Genomic DNA, 17,666 nt, shown 5'->3' with positions numbered 1-17,666 from the left:
CGGCGCGGCCGCGGCGATGGCCGACGAACTCGCACCGGCCCCGGTGCTCACGGTCACCCCGGCGACCGAGGTCGACCCCGCCGTCGAGAACACGTTCACCGTGTCGGGCATCGGGTATGTCGGCACCGGCGCCGCGAACGGCGCGTACGTGCTGCTCGGCTCGCAGTCGATCTGGCAGGGCGGCGGCCCGCTGGTCAGCACCGGATGGCTCGCGCAGGCGTGGGTTCCCGCGGCGCAGATCGTGAACGGCGCCTTCACGACGACGATCAAGATCCCCGCGGCGAAGTTCGACCCGACGGTCGCCTACCAGGTGGCTTCCTCGGCNCCGCGGCGCAGATCGTGAACGGCGCCTTCACGACGACGATCAAGATCCCCGCGGCGAAGTTCGACCCGACGGTCGCCTACCAGGTGGCTTCCTCGGCTGCGCAYGGTCTCTCGGTGACCGACCGCACGCTCGACGCGTTCGCCCCGATCACGATCAAGCAGCCCGCCCCTCCCGAGCCGGTCGCGGACCCGGTGCTCACCGTGACGCCGGCGACGGATGTCGATTCCGCCGTCGAGAACACGTTCACCGTCTCGGGCACGGGCTACGTCGGTGCCGGTGCGAAGAGCGGCGCGTACGTGCTGCTCGGCGCCCAGTCGCGTTCACCGTCTCGGGCACGGGCTACGTCGGTGCCGGTGCGAAGAGCGGCGCGTACGTGCTGCTCGGCGCCCAGTCGGTGTGGCAGGGTGGCGGCCCGCTSGTSAGCGCCGGATGGCTCGCGCAGGCGTGGGTTCCCGCGGCGCAGATCGTGAACGGCGCCTTCACGACGACGATCAAGATCCCCGCGGCGAAGTTCGACCCGACGGTCGCCTACCAGGTGGCTTCCTCGGCYGCSCATGGTCTCTCGGTGACCGACCGCACGCTCGACGCGTTCGCCCCGATCACGATCAAGCAGCCCGCTCCTCCCGAGCCGGTCGCGGACCCGGTGCTCTCGGTCTCGAAGACCGAGGGGCTGAACCCTAGGGTCTCGACAGACGGATGCGAACGGCGGATGCCGNGGTCTCTCGGTGACCGACCGCACGCTCGACGCGTTCGCCCCGATCACGATCAAGCAGCCCGCTCCTCCCGAGCCGGTCGCGGACCCGGTGCTCTCGGTCTCGAAGACCGAGGGGCTGAACCCTGAGGGCGAAGAACTCACGATCACGGCCGAGAACTACGCGACGGGCTTCACGTCCAACTACGCGCCCGGTGAGGCCGGCTTCTACATCCAGGTCGGATGGCTCGCCGAGGTCTGGAAGGCGTCCGAGAAGGCGCCCTCCAGTGCGCGAACGAATGCGAAGAACACCTGGGTCGCCGATGAGGCGAACACGATCGCGCCCACGAAGTGGACGAAGAACGCCGACGGCACCGCGAACGTGTCGTGGACGGTCGACGTGACCAAGGCCGAGGTCGACGCCAAGGCGAAGGACGGCTACACGCTCGCGGTGTTCACCCTCGGTGCCGGCGGTGCCGTGCAGGCCGCGAACGAGCTCGCCGTCCCCATCGCCTTCGCGCCGCCGGTCGAGCCGACGGTGCCGACGCTGACGGTGTCCAAGACCGCGGAGTTGAACCCCGCGGGCGAGCAGCTCACGATCACGGCCGACGACTACGCGACCGGCTTCGCATCGACCTACGCGCCCGGCGAGGCCGGGTTCTACATCCAGGTCGGATGGCTCGCCGACACCTGGAGGGCCTCGGAGGGTGCGCCGTCGAGCGCACGCACGAACGCGTACAACACCTGGGTCTCCGACACGGCGAACACGTATGCGCCGACGAAGTGGACCAAGAACGCCGACGGAACCGCGGATGTCTCGTGGACCGTCGAGGTGACGAAGGCCGCGCTCGATGCCAAGGCGAAGGACGGCTACACGCTGGCCGTCTTCACGCTCGGAGCCGGTGGTGCCGTGCAGGCCGCGAACGAGCTCGCCGTGCCGATCGCCTTCGCCGCGACCGATCCCGGAACCGACCCGGGCACCGATCCGGGTGCGTCCGCACCGAAGCTGACGGTGCTGCCGGCAGCAGGCGTCGACCCGGCGGTCAAGAACACGCTCACGGTCAAGGGCACGGGCTTCACCGGTGCCGGCGCCGCCAACGGCGCCTACGTGCTCGTCGGCGAGACCACGATCTGGAACGGACACGGCCCGCTCGTCAACGACGGCTGGATCGCCTCGACGTGGGTTCCGACCTCCCTCATCGTCGACGGCTCGTTCACGACGACCTTCACGATCGCGGCCGGTGCCTTCGACCGCTCGAAGAGCTACCACGTCGCCACGTCGGCGGCCCACGGGCTCTCGGTGACCGACCGCTCGCTCGACGCCTTCGCGCCGATCACGCTGCTCGCGAGCAGCGGCGGCGGGAACAACGGCGGTGGCAACAACGGCGGTGGCAACAACGGCGGTGGCAACAACGGCGGCGGCACCGTGACGCCCCCGGTCGTGATCGCGGCCGGATCGCTCGACTGGGGCGTCTCCACTTCCTTCCGCGCCTACATCACAGGTGTCAACGCGAAGGGCTCGATCGCCGTCGGCGGCGGCGCCAGCTCCAACGGATCGTCGTTCCGCTTCGTGCAGTCGGGCAGCTCGTTCAGCCCGATCACCACGACCGGTGCAGCCGACTACGCCGGAACCGTGCGCTTCACGGGCCACAACGGCGCGCTCGACCTGAGCTTCAGCAACCCCACGCTCGTCGCGAACGGCGTCGGCACCGCGACCCTCGTCGTCTCGGTGAACGGCGACCGCGTCGACCTCGCGAACGTCGACCTGTCGTCGGCGTCGCGCTCGACCGTCGACGGCGCGACGCGCTTCTCGAACGCCCCGGTGACGCTCACCTCGGCCGGTGCGGCCGCATTCCAGGGCTACTACGGTGCGGGCCAGGTCCTCGACCCGCTCACCGTCGTCATCGGTTCGGCCGGCGTGGCCGGCGGTTCGGGCGGCGACGGCACCGGCGGAACGGTCGTCGTGGCATCCGCTTCGTCGTCGACCGATGACGAGAAGCCGAGCTACCCCGACACCCCGCCGGCGACCACCGGCATCACGCTCGACGCCGCGACGCTCGAGTCGCTCGGCGCGGGCAAGCGCGTCACGGTGACCGCGGGCGGCTTCGAGTCGAACGAGGAGGGCATCGCGGCGGTCGTCTACTCGACGCCGATCGTGCTCGCCGCCGACCTCGTCGCCGACGGGTCGGGCGTCGTCTCGTGGACGGGCAGCATCCCGGCCTCGCTCGAGCCGGGCACGCACACCCTGACGTTCCAGGGCTCGACCGCGGTCGGCGTGCAGTTCGTCGTGCCGGCCGAGACGGTCGGTGCGTGCAAGGTGACCGCCGGAAGCCTCGACTGGGGCTTCAAGGAGTCGTTCCGCAGCTACCTCACGAGCGGCATCGCGAACGGCGACTGGACGCTCACCGGCGTCACCGAGGACGGCGGCGTGTTCGCCTTCTCGAAGGGCTCGGGCTCGCTCGAGGTGTCGGGCCGAGGCGTGCTCGCCTACGACGGCACGATCGAGTTCACGGGCCACGACGGCGCCCTCGACACGACGATCGCGAACCCGAAGGTCGAACTCGACGGCGACGGCGGCGCGACCCTGCTGCTGGATGTCTCGGGCACGACGCAGGACGGCGAGCCGATCGACCTGAAGTCGGTGCGCTTCGCCGACCTCGAGCTCGCCGACGGCGTCACAGTGGTCGACGGCGTGCTGGCCGGTGAGGCGACGGCGGTGCTCACCGCCGACGGTGCAGCAGCTTTCGGCACCTACCCGTCGGGCGAGCAGCTCGACCCGGTGTCGTTCACGGCCACCGTGTCGACCGACTGCGTCGTCGCGGCGCCCGCCGCGGTCGAGGCGGCCGACGTCGAGGCCGACGCGGAGTCCGCCGACACCGAGGCGGTCGACCAGGCCGCCGCGTCGACCACGTCGACCTGGTGGATCTGGGCGCTCTCCGCCGCGCTGCTGGTGATCGTGCTCGCGGTCATCGCCGTGCTCGTCATCCGTTCCCGTCGCAACTCGACGCAGAGCTGACACCGTTCCATCACGACGGGCCGTCGACCCCACCGGGTCGGCGGCCCATCGTCGTTCCTGCCGCGAAGTCGGCACTCAGGCGCGTGCGCGACAATGGAGGGGTGAGCAACGCCCCCATCCCCGCCGACTCGCCGGAGTCCGCACAGCCGACCACCCCGGCCGAGACCCTCGAGCCCGCCGCAGCCGTGCCCGGCGCGGCATCCGAGGTCCTCATCGAGACCGAGGTCACGAGCGACACCGTCACCGTGCGCCGCGCGCCGAAGTACGGCCGGTTCATGACACTGGGAGCCGGCCTCGGCGCGATCGTCGCGCTCGTGCTCACGCTCGCGTTCACGCCCGCCGAGAGCGAGATCGTGCCGGTCGGCTTCGACGGCGGCCAGGTCTTCGGGTTCCTGCTCCTGATCTGCGCGTCGATCGGCGTCGCGCTCGGCGCACTCATCGCCCTCGCGTTCGACCGGTCGATGGCGAAGCGCACCGCCTCGGTCGGCGTCGAGCACGAGGTCGCGCACCGCGTCGACGAGACCCCGTAGCGCCCACCCCGAGCATGACGAAGGGCCGCCCCGAGATCGGGGCGGCCCTTCGTGCGATCAGCGGCACGCGACATCCGGATGCCGCGTGCCCGCGATGCTCAGCTGAGCTGCGTCTGCTCCACCCACGAGAGGTACTCCTCGGTGACCGTGCCCGTGACGTAGTCGCCCGTGAAGCACGACAGGTCGAGCGACTCGATGGAGGTGCCCTCGGTGATCGCGGCCTGCAGGTCGGCGACCTCCTGGTAGATCATGTGGTCGGCGCCGAGCTCGGCCGCGATCTCGGGGATCTTGCGACCGTGCGCGATGAGCTCCTGACGGCTCGGCATGTTGATGCCGTAGACGTGCGGGAAGCGCACCGGCGGCGCAGCCGAGGCGAAGGTCACCTTGTTGGCGCCGGCGTCGCGAGCCATCTGCACGATCTGCTGCGAGGTGGTGCCGCGCACGATCGAGTCGTCGACGATGAGGATGTTCTTGCCGCGGAACTCGGTGCCCATGGCGTTCAGCTTCTGGCGCACCGAGCGCTTGCGCTCCGACTGCCCGGGCATGATGAACGTGCGGCCGACGTAGCGGTTCTTGTAGAAGCCCTCGCGGTACTCGATGCCGAGCTTCTGCGCGACCTGCATGGCCGACGGCCGCGACGAGTCGGGAATGGGCATGACCACGTCGGCGTCGCCGAGCGGCATGTGCCTCGCGATCGTGTCCGCGAGGCGGTCGCCCATGCGCAGCCTGGACTCGTAGACCGAGATGCCGTTCATGACGGAGTCGGGGCGCGCGAGGTAGACGTACTCGAACGAGCAGGGCACGAGGCGCGGGTTCTTCGCGCACTGGCGCGAGATCATCTGGCCGTCGAGCGTGATGTAGATCGCCTCGCCCGGGAGCACGTCGCGCACGATCTCGTAGTCGCCGTTCTCGAGCACGAGGGACTCGGATGCGACGATCCACTCCTCCTTGCCCTTCGAGGTCAGGCGACGGCCGAGGATCAGCGGGCGGATGCCGAACGGGTCGCGGAACGCGAGCAGGCCGTGACCGGCGATGAGCGCGATGACCGCGTAGGAGCCCTCGACGCGCTCGTGCACCTGCTCGACGGCCGCGAACACCTGGTCGGGGTCGAGGTCGAGGCCCGTGATCTGGCCCTGCAGTTCGGTGGCGAGCACGTTCAGCAGCATCTCGGTGTCGCTCGTGGAGTTCACGTGGCGGCGGTCGATGCGGAAGAGGTCTTCGCTGAGCTCGCGCGTGTTCGTGAGGTTGCCGTTGTGCACGAGGATGATGCCGTACGGCGCGTTCACGTAGAACGGCTGGGCCTCCTCTTCGCGCTCGGCGGCACCCTTCGTCGTGTAGCGCACATGGCCGAGGCCGATGTTGCCCATGAGCGAGCGCATGTCGCGCGTGCGGAACGCCTCGCGCACCTGGCCGCGCGCCTTGGCCATGTGGAACACGGGGCCGTCGGCGGTGGCGATGCCGGTCGAGTCCTGACCGCGGTGCTGAAGGAGGAGCAGGCTGTCGTACACCTGCTGGTTGACGGGTTCGGTCGAGACGATTCCGACGATGCCGCACATGCGAGCAATGGCTCCTCGAAGGTGGGGGAAGGTGTCCGAGCGGACTGCACAATCCTCCCACACGTGCGCGTGTGAGCCGACTGGGTGCGGGCTGGTGCTCGCCTGAGCATCGAGCGCGTCAACTGCGCGCTTCGACGGGGTCGGCGAGCACCGTCGCGCGGGTCAGCCGCGCCGCTTCGCCCGCCATCCGCGCGTCGCCACCGAGATCTCGTTCCAGGCGTTGATCGACACGATCAGGGCGAGCAGCGCCGCGAGTTCGTCGTCGCTGAAGTGGGCGGATGCCTCGTTCCACACGCCGTCGGGAACGTGCGTCTCCGAGAGGCGGGTCACCGAGTCGGTGAGTGCGAGGGCGGCGCGTTCGCGCGCGGTGAAGAAGTTGGCCTCGGGCCACACGGCGACGGCGAAGATCCGCTGGTCGGATTCGCCGGCCTCACGCGCGTCGTGCGAGTGCAGGTCGACGCAGTAGGCGCAGCCGTTGAGCTGCGAGGCGCGCAGCTTGAGGAGGTCGCGGAGGCCCTGCTCGATGCCCGCTCGATCGGCCTCGGCGGATGCCGCGTCGTCGAGTGCGCTGACGGCGCGGGTGAAGGCGGGCGCGACGCCGTCGACGTCGAGTCGGCGGGCGGGGGTGACGGTCTCGGCGGGGTTCGTGGTGGCGGTCATGGGTTTCACGCTACGTACGCGCGGAGGTCGCTGGTAACGTCCATTCGCATGGCGGATGACTGGGCCAATTCCGGATTGGACCTGCACGTCCTGCTCGACCCGCGCCGAAAGGTCGGCTCCCTCGAGCAGGCGCTCCGAGCCGTGATCGACGACGGCTCGCTCGCCGCCGGAACCCGGCTGCCGGCGACCCGCGCGCTCGCCGCAGACCTCGGCATCGCCCGCAACAGCGTGGTCGAGGTCTACGAGCGCCTGCTCGGCGAGGGACGCCTCGAGGCGAGGGTCGGGTCGGGCACGTGGGTGCGCGAGCGCCCGGTGCCGCGGCAGCAGGCCGGCGTCGATCGGTCGACGAGGTTCGAGCTCGACCTGCGGGGCGGGCTCCCCGACGCATCCGCCTTTCCGCGCTCGGCCTGGCTGGCCGCGATGCGGCAGGCGCTCGCCGAGGCGTCGAGCACCACGCTGGGCTACGGCGCCCCCGAGGGCGTCGCGTCGCTGCGCCTCGCGCTGGCCGAGTACCTCGCCCGTGCCCGAGGCGTGCGCGTTCGCGCCGACGACGTGGTCGTCACGCACGGGTTCGGCGAGCTGCTGGGCCTCGTCGCCGGTGCCGTCGCGGCGCGCGGCGGTCGCCGCATCGCGGTCGAGGCCTATGGGCACGGCACGCATCGCGAGGTGCTCGCCGCAGCCGGGCTCGAGCCGGTGCCGCTCCAGGTCGATGCCGACGGCGCCCAGGTCGCACGACTGCATGAGGCCGGCGTCGACGCGGTGCTGCTGACCCCGGCGCACCAGTTCCCGACGGGCGTGCCGCTCTCGGCAGGGCGGCGTGCGGCGCTGGCCGAGTGGGCCGGCGTCACCGGCGGCATCGTCATCGAAGACGACTACGACGGCGAGTTCCGCTTCGACGGCCGGTCGATCGGCGCATTCCAGGCGCTCGCACCCGACTCCACCGTCTACGGCGGCACGGCGAGCAAGGCGCTCTCGCCGGCGGTGGGCATCGGGTGGGGAGTTGTTCCGGCGTCGCTCCGTGATGGCGTGCTCGCGCAACGTCGTCGCACCGGTTCCGCGACGGATGTGATCACGCAGTCGGCCCTGGCCGCGCTCATCGCCTCCGGCGGATACGACCGGAGCGTGCGCACCCTGCGCACCCGGTACCGCGCTCGCCGCGAGCGGTTCGAGGCGTTGCTCGCCGAAGGCGCGCCCGATGCCCGGGTGATCGGCCTCGCCGCCGGCATCCACTGCCTGCTCGAACTGCCGGAGGGCGTCTCCGAGGCGGCCGTCGTCGAGGCCGGAGCCGAGCGAGGCCTGCGCTTCGACGGCCTGGCCGCCTACGCCGCCGACGCGGCCACAGCGGCGAGCCGCCCGCCCACGATGGTCGTCGGGTTCGGCGCGCCGCCCGAGCTCAGGTTCGAGCAGGCCGTCGTCGCGGTCGTGGCGTCGATCGAGGCCGCGCGCTGATCGACGCCGCGCGCTGATCGACGCCCGCGCGATCGACGCTCGTCGGGTCCCGATGTCGCGGCTCGGCGGGGTTCGGCTCAGTACTCCGACGGCTTCGCGAGCACGGCCATGGTGCAGCGCGACACGCAGACGAGCTTGCCGTTGTCATCGGTGATGCGGATGTCCCACACCTGCGTCGTGCGGCCGCGGGTGATCGGCCGCGCCTCGCCGTGCACGAACCCGTCGGCGACCGGGCGCACGTGGTTCGCGTTGATCTCCATGCCGACGCAGTAGAACTGCTCGGGGTCGACGGTGAAGCTCGCGCCCCAGCTCGCGAGGGTCTCGGCCAGCGCGACGGATGCCCCGCCGTGCAGCACGCCGCCCGGCTGACGCGTGCGGCCGTCGACCGGCATCCGTCCCTTCAACGATTCATCGGTGACCTCGGTCATCTCGATGCCGAGGGAACGGATCGCGGTGCCCTCGCAGCGTGCATTCGCCCACTCGACCGAGGGCTCGCCGAACCAGATGCTCATGCGATCGAGTCTGGCATGCCCGTACGCCGGTCGAGTAGGCGCGCAGCGCCGTATCGAGACCAGAGCCCGCCGAGACCGCTCAGGCGAGCTCGGCGATGATCGGGTGGATCGCGTCGTCGAACGCCGACGCATCCGAACGCAGCGAGTCGGTGACCGCGACGGTCTTCTCGCCGATCCACCAGACGCCGGATGTCGCGAGCGGCAGCACCTCGACGTTCAACTCGAACGAGTGGGCCCGGCGTCCGACCTCGCGCTCGTGCTCGGCGATCGTGCCCGCGTAGGCGCGGTACGAGTCGCCACGGCGGGCACTGGATGCGGCACGGTAGCTGTCCTGCGTCCACTCGGCCCACGCTCGCGCGGCCTCGGCATGCGGAACGACGGAGGCGAGCAGCACCTCGGCGCCGGAGACGGGCAGCGCGATCTCGGTCTCGTACTCGTCGACGAGCTGCAGCGGCACGGGCGACGGATGCGACTCGGGTTCGACCGTCATGGCCCACCAGTCGCGCCACTGCCGTTCGAGCAGGTCGTGCTGGTCGATCGCGAGCGTCGGGCCGACCTTGCCGACGTCACGAACGCGCGGCAGTTCGACGGGGGAGGCCACGCCGAGCGCCGCACGGAGGTACAACGCGATCAGCACCGGCCGACTCGCGTTCTCTCGGATCACCCATGACGGTGTGCCCTCCGGCTGCATGCCCGGATTCTACTCGCGGGCTCGTCGCGCGGCCGGTATCCGGGACGAGCGGGCCTTCGGCGTGCCGCGCGCCGGGTACCCTTGCATGGTGAGCGCGAACTCGTCCTACGCCGCTGCCGGAGTCGACACCGCAGCAGGCGACCTCGCCGTCGAACTCATGAAGGCCTCCGTGGCCGCGACGCACGGTCCGAACGTGCTCGGCGGCGTCGGCGGCTTCGCTGGGCTCTTCGACCTGTCGTTCGCGAAGGCGTACGAGCGACCACTGCTCGCCACGTCGACCGACGGGGTCGGCACGAAGATCGCGATCGCGCAGGCGCTCGACAAGCACGACACCATCGGTCAAGACCTGGTGGGCATGGTCGTCGACGACATCGTCGTGGTCGGTGCGAAGCCGCTGTTCATGACCGACTACATCGCCTGCGGCAAGGTCGTGCCCGAGCGCATCGCGTCGATCGTCACTGGCATCGCGAAGGCCTGCGCCGAGACCGGCACCGCGCTCGTCGGCGGCGAGACCGCCGAGCACCCCGGACTCATGGGCGTGAACGACTACGACGTCGCCGGCGCGGCCGTCGGCGTGGTCGAGGCCGACCGCCTGCTCGGCGCCGAGCGCGTGCGCGACGGCGACGCGGTCATCGCGATCTCCTCGAGCGGCCTGCACTCCAACGGCTTCTCGCTCGTGCGCCACATCCTCGCCAACGCGGGCCTCCACTACGGCGACACCGCAGCAGACCTGGGCACGACCTGGGGCGAGGCGCTCCTCGAGCCCACCCGCCTCTACAGCGGCCCGCTCGTCGAGCTCCTCGCCGACGACCGGCTCGGCTCGGCCGTGCACTCGCTCTCGCACGTCACGGGCGGCGGCATCGCCGCCAACCTCGCACGCGTGCTGCCGGTCGGCTCGTGGGTCGAGGTCGACCGCTCGACGTGGTCGCCCGCCGCGGTCTTCCGCTCGCTGAGCGCGCTCGCCGGGTCGACGCTCGAGAGCTCGGAGGGCACCTGGAACCTCGGCATCGGATTCTTCGCCGTCGTCGAAGCAGATGCCGCCACCGACGTGATCGCCGCACTCGAGGGCCTCGGGCTGCCCTCATGGCAGGCGGGCACGGTGACCATCGGCGCCCGCGACCTCGACGGCTTCGAGCAGGGCGCCAAGGGCGTCGACGGCGGCGCCGTGCGCCTCGTCGGCGGCTACGCGAGCTGATCCCGGCTCGACGCGTCGACATGTCGCAGCACAGCGTGAACCGCGAACGCTCGATCCAGCCGATCTCGATCGGCCTCATGGGCACGACGCCGGCCGACACGCTCCGCGCGCTCGCGCCGCGCGTCGAGCGGCTCGGGTTCGCGTCGCTCTGGCTGAACGACGTGCCGGGCGGCGACTCGCTCGCCGGGCTCCGCGTCGCGGCATCCGTCACCTCGACCCTGCGGTTGGCGACCGGCGTGATCCCCATGGACCGTCGACCTGCGGCCTCGCTCGACCTCGACGGCCTGCCGATCGAACGCACCTCGCTCGGCATCGGTTCGGGCGGCGCCGACCGCCCGCTGGCGGCCGTCCGCGACGCGATCGCCGAGCTGCGCGAGCGCACCGAGGCGTCGATCGTGGTCGGCGCGCTCGGGCCGCGCATGCGCAGGCTGGCGGCCGAGGAGGCCGACGGAGTGCTGCTCAACTGGCTGACTCCGGATGCCGCGGCCGCCGCCATGCGCGACCTCGCCGCCGACGCGGCCGGCCGCCCGGTGCGCGGCGTGCTCTACGTGCGCACGATCGTCGACGAGGCGGCCAGGCCGATGCTCGTCGCGGAGTCGTCGAAGTACGACGCGTTCCCGGCGTACTCGGCGAACTTCGACCGCCTCGGGTTCCGGGCCATCGAGTCGACGATCGACGACGCCGCCGAGCTCGCAGCGTATGGCGAGCCGGCCGATGCGCTCGACGAGGTCGTGCTGCGGGCGATCACGCCGGGTTCGACCCCGGCCGAGCTCGAGTCGTTCGTCGAGCGCGCAGCGCAGTGGATCGCCGACCGAGGCTGAGCCGAACCGGCGACGTGCCGGCCGTCTCGAACGAGTCGCGTGGTTACGCGCGCTGCTCGTGTTGTTCGTCGTCGGTCACGTAGCTGTCGTCTTCGTCGTCGGCATATTCTGCCCACTTCGCAGCTTCTTCGGTGTAATCGTCATGCTGCGAACTTGTGAGTTCGCGCTCAAGCGCGTTGTAGTCGGTATTCGGGCTGAAGTACTTCAGCTCCCGAGCGACCTTGGTGTGCTTGGCTTTCTGACGGCCGCGCCCCATGCGTGACCCCCTTACGACGTCTGGCCAGGTGGAATGATCTTCACCCGGCGCTTCTGGTTTATATGAATTTCGTCCGGCCGTCAGTTTAGCACCGCCGTCAGGCAGTCCGACGTTGCCATGCACAGGCGTCTGGGCACGCTCCCGATTGGGCATGCGCACAGCTGGACGTGGTTCGATGGAGGGGTGACGTCGAGCCCTGAACGCGTGAAGATCGCGGTGATCGGCGCAGGGCAGGCGGGCCTCTCGGTCGCGTACTACCTGCGCCGCTTCGAGCTGGTCGCCGGCGAGGACTTCGTGATGCTCGATCGGGCCCCCGGCCCAGGCGGCGCATGGCAGCACCGGTGGTCCTCGTTGCGGCTCGGCACCGCGCACCGGGTCAACGACCTGCCCGGCATGGCCGACCTCGGGCTGAGCTTCGACACCGCCGACCGCACGCTTCCCGCCCGCGAGGTCGTCGCCGACTACTACGGCCGGTTCGAAGAGCACTTCGGCCTCCAGGTGCGACGCCCGATGGACGTTCGCTCGGTCACGAACGAGGGCGTCGACCTCGTCGTGCGCTACGACGACCTCAGCCCGCAGCCGCTCGACGAGCAGCGTGCGCGCGGCTTCTTCGGCCGCATGCGCAAGTCGTTCCAGGAGCCGCCAGAGCAGGCGGCGCCACGGCACGAGCTGGCCGTCCAGTTCCTCGTGAACGCCACGGGCACCTGGGGTTCGCCGTTCGTGCCCTACTACCCGGGCATGACCGCCTTCGAGGGGCGGCACCTGCATACGTCCGACTTCGCCGATGCCGAGGCCTTCCGCGGCAAGCACGTCGTCGTCGTCGGCGGTGGCACCTCGGCGATCGGCTTCATGCTCGAGCTCGAAGGCATCGCCGCCGAGCTCACGTGGGTCTCGCGTCGTCCGATCGACTGGCTCGACCGGCAGGAGCTCGACCTCGAGGGCGCGTCGGCGGCGGTCGCCAAGCAAGATGAGGCGGCACGTTCCGGCCGCGCACTGCCCTCCATCGTGAGCGGCACGGGCGTGCCGAAGAACCGTCGCATCGCCGCGGGCATCGAGCGCGGCCTGCTCGTCGCCCGCCCGATGTTCGATCGCATCGACGCCGACCGGGTCATCTGGGAGGGCGACGACGACCACCCCGCGAGCGAGGTGCGCGCCGACGCGATCATCTGGGCCACGGGATTCCGGCCCGAGCTGCGCCACCTCTCGCCGCTGAAGCTCCGCGAGAAGGCCGGCGGCATCAGCGTCGGCCAGGGCGCCTCGTGGAACGACCCGCGCATCTTCCTCGCCGGGTACGGCCCGCAGGCGTCGACCATCGGCGCGAGCCGTGCCGGCCGCATGATCGCCCGCCAGATCATGGCGATGCTCTGATCCGTTGGCACGGGCTCGTACCCGTTCGGCCCGGCCTCGCCCCCGTTCTCACGGGCGCGGCGGCCGGCCGGCTCTACTTCTTCGGGCTCGAGTCGGCCGGGCGACGCGGGAGCGGGCGCACCGGCTCGCCGCGTCGATCCTGACCGGGGAGCGGCCGCGAACGGCGTCCGTAGATCATGTCGGACGAGTCGAGCAGCCACGGCACGAGTGCCACGGTGACGCCGTGCACGAGCATGACCTTCTGGCGGATGCGGCGGGCCTTGTGGTTGTGGAGGACGCCCTCCCACCAGTGGCCGACGATGAACTGCGGCATGTAGACCGTGATGACCTCGGAGCCGTGCTCCTCGCGGCGCGACTTGATGTACTGGATCAGCGGGTAGCTGAGGTCGCGGTAGGGCGACGACAGGATGCGCAGCTTGACGTGGATGTTCTGCTTCACCCAGTCCTTCTTGAGCTGCTTCGTCGCGTCGTCGTCGATCGAGACGTGCACGGCCTCGATGGAGTCGTGCCGCGCGGCGATCGCGTAGTCGAGCGCCTTCAGGGTCGGCTTCTGCATGCGGCCGACGAGCACGATCGCGTGGTCGCCGTTCGAGCCGAACGTCGTGGTGGGGTCGGGCTCGATCTCGCGCTCGACGTCGCGGTAGTAGCGGTTCACGCCCACCATGAGGAAGAAGAGGATCGGCATCATCACGAACACGATCCACGCGCCGTGGGTGAACTTCGTGACAGTGACGACGATGAGCACCACCGCGGTCATGCCGGCGCCGATCGCGTTGATCACGAGCGCACGCAGCATCGCCGAACGGGACAGGGCGCGGTCGTCGTCGGGCGCGCGGCGGGCGACCTGCGACTTCGACGTCGGATGCCGCTGCTTCGAGAGCTCGCGCAGCCAGTGGCGCACCATGCCGGTCTGGCCGAGCGTGAACGACACGAACACGCCGATGATGTAGAGCTGGATGAGCACGGTGAGGTTCGCCTGGAACACCACGAGGATCACGGATGCCGCGAGCGCCAGGATGACGACGCCGTTCGAGTAGATCAGCCGGTCGCCGCGCGTCGAGAGCGACTTCGGGGCGTAGCCGTCGCGGGCGAGCACCGAGCCGAGCAGCGGGAAGCCGTTGAAGGCCGTGTTCGCGGCGAGGAGGAGCACGAGCGCCGTGGTGGCCTGGATCAGGTAGAAGAGGATCGTGCCCTCGCCGAAGGTCGCACCGGCGACCTGGGCCATGAGGCTCTGCTGCGGTTCGGTGGCGCATTCGGCCCAGCCGATGAGATGGCATGGATCCTCGGCGTAGTGCACTTGCGAGATGAGCGCGACGGCGGTGAGCCCGGCGAACAGGATGATCGCGATGCCGCCCATGAGCACGAGTGTGCGCTGCGCGTTGCGCACCTTGGGGCGGCGGAACGCCGGCACGCCGTTCGCGATCGCCTCGACACCCGTGAGGGCGGAGCATCCGCTCGCGAAGGAGCGCAGCAGCAGCAGGATGATGCCCGCCTGTGTCAGGGATTCGGCGTCGACCTGGTACTGCGCCGATTCGGCGACGGGCGGGTTGCCGAGCATCGTGCGGGTGAGCCCGACCACGATCATCACGAAGACGCTGCCGATGAACAGGTAGGTCGGCACGGCGAAGGCCTTCGAGGACTCGCTCACGCCCCTGAGGTTCACGGCCGCCAGGATGATGACGAAGATCACGGCGAGCTCGACGCGGAACGGGTCGAGCTCGGGAATCGCCGAGATGATGTTGTCGACGCCGGACGCGACCGAGACCACGACGGTCATCACGTAGTCCACGAGCAGGGCGGAGGCCACGACGAGGCCCGCCTTCTCGCCGAGGTTGCGGTGGGCGACCTCGTAGTCGCCGCCACCCGAGGGGTAGGCGCGGATCAGCTGTCGGTACGACGCGACCACCGTCACGAGCAGCACGACGACGGCGACCGCGACCCATGGGGCGAAGCTCAGGAACGCGAGACCACCCACGGTGAGGATCATCAGCAGCTCCTGCGGCGCGTACGCCACGGAGCTCAGCGGGTCGCTCGCGAAGATCGGGAGCGCCAGGTGCTTCGGAAGGAGCTGCCCCTCGAGCTTCTCGGTCGGCAGCGGGTCGCCGATGATCCAGTGCTTCGGCGATTTCAGTTCTGGTGGCGGTGAATCCGCCTCATTTGTCACGGCGGATGAGACTACACCCGCCACTGGCCATGTCAAGTCGACCGAGGCCGCGTGGCCGGAGATCGGCGGAATGCCGCGTCGGTGCGGCGATCGGGCGCCGCCTCACCGCAGCAGCAGGTACGCGCCGGCGGCCGCCGCGATGCCGAGCACGAGGGTGAGCAGCACGTTGAGGATCGCCGCGCGCCACCGGCCTCCGTCGAGCAGTTCGATCGTCTCGACGCTCCACGTGCTGAACGTGGTGAGTCCGCCGCAGAAGCCCGTGACCAGCACGAGCCGCAGGTCGCCGTCGATCGCCGCACGTTCGGCGAGCCCGAGGAACGCGCCGGCGAGACCGGACCCGACGACGTTCACGATGAGGATGCCGCGGGGCAGGCGACCCGACCGAACGGGCAGGGCGCGCGAGAACGCGAAGCGGATGACGGCCCCGATCGAGCCGGCCACGAGCACGGCGGCCACCACGAGGGGCGTGAGCTGGGCGGTCACAGGGTCTGTCCGGCATCCGTGACCGTGGTCGGCATCGGGCGATGCGCGATGCGGGACCCGATGCGGAGCCCGCCCGCCGCGAGCCCGAGGCCCCCGACAACGGAGAATGCAAGATAGAGGATCGCGAGCCAGGCCTCGCCGGCACCCGTCAGCAGCACGACCGCGGCCAGGACGGCCGACATGGTGGTGAACGACCCGATCACGCCGGAGCCGATGCCCGCCTTCAGCCAGTTCGGGGTCGACGGCCTGGTCCAGAGTCCGCCGACGAGCCAGCCGAGCACGAACGCGCCCACGAGGTTCACGGCGAGGGTGCTGAAGGGGAACTCGTCGTCGCCGTGCGGCAGCGCGAGGTCGCACGCCAGGCGGAGGGCGGTGCCGAGGAGTCCGCCGACGAGGACGGCGAGATACGAGCGCACGCGTCGAGATTACGTCGCGGTCGCCGGGTTCGGGGTCAGGTCGTGCACCCAGTCGTTCGTGTGCAGCACGATGCCGGGCTTGACCTCGAACTCCAGCGGGCCGAGCAGGGTGAACCCGGCCTTGCGGCAGACGGCGTTGGAGGCGGGGTTGTCGACGCGGGGGTACGCGTGCACCGGCAGCACCTCGCCGGCGGTTCGTGCGACCTCGAGCATGACGCTCACGGCGGCCGGCGCGATGCCCTGCCCGCGGTACTCGGCCTCGACCGACCACCCCGACTCGAACGCGGGCTCGCCGGCATGCTCGTGCTGCCAGTAGCCGACCATGCCGACGCCCTCGGGGTGCCCAGGGATCATGATGCGGAACTGGTGCGCGGTGCCCTCGGCCTGGAGGCGCAGGTACCTGGCATGGCGCGCGATGACCTGTTCGTCGGTCTCGGGGCCGCCCATCTGGTCCATGAGCTCGGGCGTGTTGGCCCGGCGCAGCAGGTCGAGGTCGTCGGGGGACCAGGGTGCGAGCGTGACATCCGTCATACCCTCACCCAAGCAGGCCCCACCGACGACCATCGACCGCTAGAGGTTGCGCTCCGCGTAGGCGGTCATCGCGTCCCGCACGAAGCGGGCGCCGTCGGCTCCGCCGTAGTTCGCGCCGAAGCGCTCATCGGCGACGTACATCTCGGCGAGGCCGAGGAAGTACTCCCTGCTCGGGCCCTCCGCTCCGCCGCCGGGCGTTCCCGGAATCCCGCGCAGCCACTCGAAGTGGCGCTGCGCGAGCGCCTGCGCCTCGTCGCCGGCCGGGTCGATGCCGCGCTCCTGCGCGGCGATCCAGTCGGCGTTGAGCTCCGAGAGCCGGCCCTGCCAGGCGCGCTTCTCGTCGGCGCTCATCGAGCGCCACCACGCGTCGCTCCTCGCGTACGCGTCCGTGCCCCAGCGCTGCTCGACCTCCTCCTTGTACTCGGTGTGGTCGAACCCGTCGAACATCTGCTCTGCCATGAGTCGTTCACCTCCTTCCAATGCATCGATGGTTCGTTCGACCGACACGATCTGCCGTGCCAGCCGCTGCTGCTCCCTGAGCAGCCACTCGAGGTGGCTGCGCAGGGCGTGTGGCGCGCGGTCCTCGCGCTCGAGCACGTCGGCCACCGCGGGCAGTCCGAGGCCGAGGTCGCGCAGCAGCATGATGCGCTGCAGTCTCACGAGCGCCTCGGCGTCGTAGTACCGGTATCCGTTCGAGCCGATGCGAGCCGGCTCGAGCAGCCCGATGTCGTCGTAGTGACGCAGCGTGCGGCTCGTGGTTCCGGCGAGCTTCGCGATCTCCTGGATCGACCAGTCCACGATGGTTCCCTTCTCCGTGCGGTGGTCGTCGGGCTTCCTCCCCAACGGATGCCACGTTAGAGGTTGACGTTACGTCAAGGTCAAGCCCGCGGTATCCGGTGGTTCTTGCAAATCGGATCAACGCGATATATCGTGTTTGGAGAAGACGCGATATATCGCGACATGAAGACTTCGGATGCCGCGGCATCCGCCCGCAACAGAAGG

At 70.4% G+C, this 17,666-nt stretch carries 16 protein-coding genes; 6 read left to right on the top strand and 10 right to left on the bottom strand.

The features are described from left to right. Positions 1-1,041: 1,041 nt before the first annotated feature. The coding region (locus tag ASE68_RS17595; RefSeq protein ID WP_235481144.1) for an HtaA domain-containing protein at positions 1,042-4,032 on the top strand (2,991 nt) is incomplete at its 5' end. Between the two features lie 101 nt (positions 4,033-4,133). Next, on the top strand, positions 4,134-4,562 hold the full coding sequence (locus tag ASE68_RS17590) for a hypothetical protein (RefSeq protein WP_055862697.1): 429 nt from the start codon (positions 4,134-4,136) through the stop codon (positions 4,560-4,562). 98 nt (positions 4,563-4,660) lie between these two features. On the opposite strand, the gene purF is transcribed toward ASE68_RS17590, so the two are convergent. After that, positions 4,661-6,118, bottom strand: coding sequence for an amidophosphoribosyltransferase (gene purF, locus ASE68_RS17585; RefSeq protein WP_055862695.1), 1,458 nt, complete (start codon positions 6,116-6,118; stop codon positions 4,661-4,663). Positions 6,119-6,280: 162 nt separating this feature from the next. Then, a complete protein-coding gene (locus ASE68_RS17580; protein ID WP_055862693.1) occupies positions 6,281-6,778 on the bottom strand; it encodes a carboxymuconolactone decarboxylase family protein in 498 nt (165 codons plus the stop codon). A gap of 48 nt (positions 6,779-6,826) precedes the next feature. Between ASE68_RS17580 and ASE68_RS17575 the strand changes: the two genes are divergently transcribed. Continuing rightward, the gene (locus ASE68_RS17575) at positions 6,827-8,227 is read left to right on the top strand and encodes a PLP-dependent aminotransferase family protein (RefSeq protein WP_055862691.1); all 1,401 of its coding nucleotides are present in this window, start codon (positions 6,827-6,829) and stop codon (positions 8,225-8,227) included. Between the two features lie 77 nt (positions 8,228-8,304). Here the strand turns inward: ASE68_RS17575 and ASE68_RS17570 are convergent, their stop codons facing one another. Then, complete coding sequence (locus ASE68_RS17570; RefSeq protein ID WP_055862689.1) at positions 8,305-8,739, bottom strand: PaaI family thioesterase; 435 nt, start codon at positions 8,737-8,739, stop codon at positions 8,305-8,307. Positions 8,740-8,818: 79 nt separating this feature from the next. Further along, positions 8,819-9,430, bottom strand: coding sequence for a hypothetical protein (locus ASE68_RS17565; protein ID WP_055862687.1), 612 nt, complete (start codon positions 9,428-9,430; stop codon positions 8,819-8,821). Positions 9,431-9,518: 88 nt separating this feature from the next. On the opposite strand from ASE68_RS17565, the gene purM reads away from it, so the two are divergent. Both purM and ASE68_RS17555 read left to right on the top strand, forming a co-directional pair. After that, positions 9,519-10,625 carry a phosphoribosylformylglycinamidine cyclo-ligase gene (gene purM / locus ASE68_RS17560; protein WP_369800096.1) on the top strand — a complete coding sequence of 369 codons (1,107 nt, stop codon included), beginning with the start codon at positions 9,519-9,521 and terminating at the stop codon, positions 10,623-10,625. Between the two features lie 20 nt (positions 10,626-10,645). After that, positions 10,646-11,446 carry an LLM class flavin-dependent oxidoreductase gene (locus ASE68_RS17555; RefSeq protein WP_055862685.1) on the top strand — a complete coding sequence of 267 codons (801 nt, stop codon included), beginning with the start codon at positions 10,646-10,648 and terminating at the stop codon, positions 11,444-11,446. Between the two features lie 43 nt (positions 11,447-11,489). Here ASE68_RS17555 and ASE68_RS17550 read toward each other — a convergent pair whose 3' ends face one another. Next, on the bottom strand, positions 11,490-11,702 hold the full coding sequence (locus tag ASE68_RS17550; protein WP_055862683.1) for a DUF3073 domain-containing protein: 213 nt from the start codon (positions 11,700-11,702) through the stop codon (positions 11,490-11,492). Between the two features lie 183 nt (positions 11,703-11,885). Between ASE68_RS17550 and ASE68_RS17545 the strand changes: the two genes are divergently transcribed. Then, positions 11,886-13,070 carry an FAD-dependent oxidoreductase gene (locus ASE68_RS17545; RefSeq protein WP_055862681.1) on the top strand — a complete coding sequence of 395 codons (1,185 nt, stop codon included), beginning with the start codon at positions 11,886-11,888 and terminating at the stop codon, positions 13,068-13,070. A gap of 73 nt (positions 13,071-13,143) precedes the next feature. On the opposite strand, the gene ASE68_RS17540 is transcribed toward ASE68_RS17545, so the two are convergent. The 5 genes from ASE68_RS17540 to ASE68_RS17520 all read right to left on the bottom strand — a co-directional run bounded on the left by ASE68_RS17540 (position 13,144) and on the right by ASE68_RS17520 (position 17,462). Further along, complete coding sequence (locus tag ASE68_RS17540) at positions 13,144-15,234, bottom strand: APC family permease (RefSeq protein WP_235481142.1); 2,091 nt, start codon at positions 15,232-15,234, stop codon at positions 13,144-13,146. Between the two features lie 102 nt (positions 15,235-15,336). Next, positions 15,337-15,717 carry a fluoride efflux transporter CrcB gene (gene crcB / locus ASE68_RS17535; protein ID WP_055862679.1) on the bottom strand — a complete coding sequence of 127 codons (381 nt, stop codon included), beginning with the start codon at positions 15,715-15,717 and terminating at the stop codon, positions 15,337-15,339. Further along, entirely contained in the window at positions 15,714-16,133 is a 420-nt protein-coding gene (locus ASE68_RS17530) for a CrcB family protein (RefSeq protein WP_055862677.1), read from the bottom strand. The genes crcB and ASE68_RS17530 overlap by 4 nt, the downstream gene beginning before the upstream one ends. 9 nt (positions 16,134-16,142) lie before the next feature. Then, positions 16,143-16,664 carry a GNAT family N-acetyltransferase gene (locus ASE68_RS17525; protein WP_055862675.1) on the bottom strand — a complete coding sequence of 174 codons (522 nt, stop codon included), beginning with the start codon at positions 16,662-16,664 and terminating at the stop codon, positions 16,143-16,145. Between the two features lie 39 nt (positions 16,665-16,703). Then, positions 16,704-17,462 (bottom strand): MerR family transcriptional regulator, encoded by a 759-nt coding sequence (locus ASE68_RS17520; RefSeq protein ID WP_055862673.1) that lies wholly within the window; start codon positions 17,460-17,462, stop codon positions 16,704-16,706. Positions 17,463-17,666 lie beyond the last annotated feature (204 nt).

It is taken from the genome of Agromyces sp. Leaf222 (genome assembly GCF_001421565.1).
GTDB lineage: Bacteria > Actinomycetota > Actinomycetes > Actinomycetales > Microbacteriaceae > Agromyces.
This window is presented reverse-complemented; position numbering and strand designations above follow the sequence as displayed.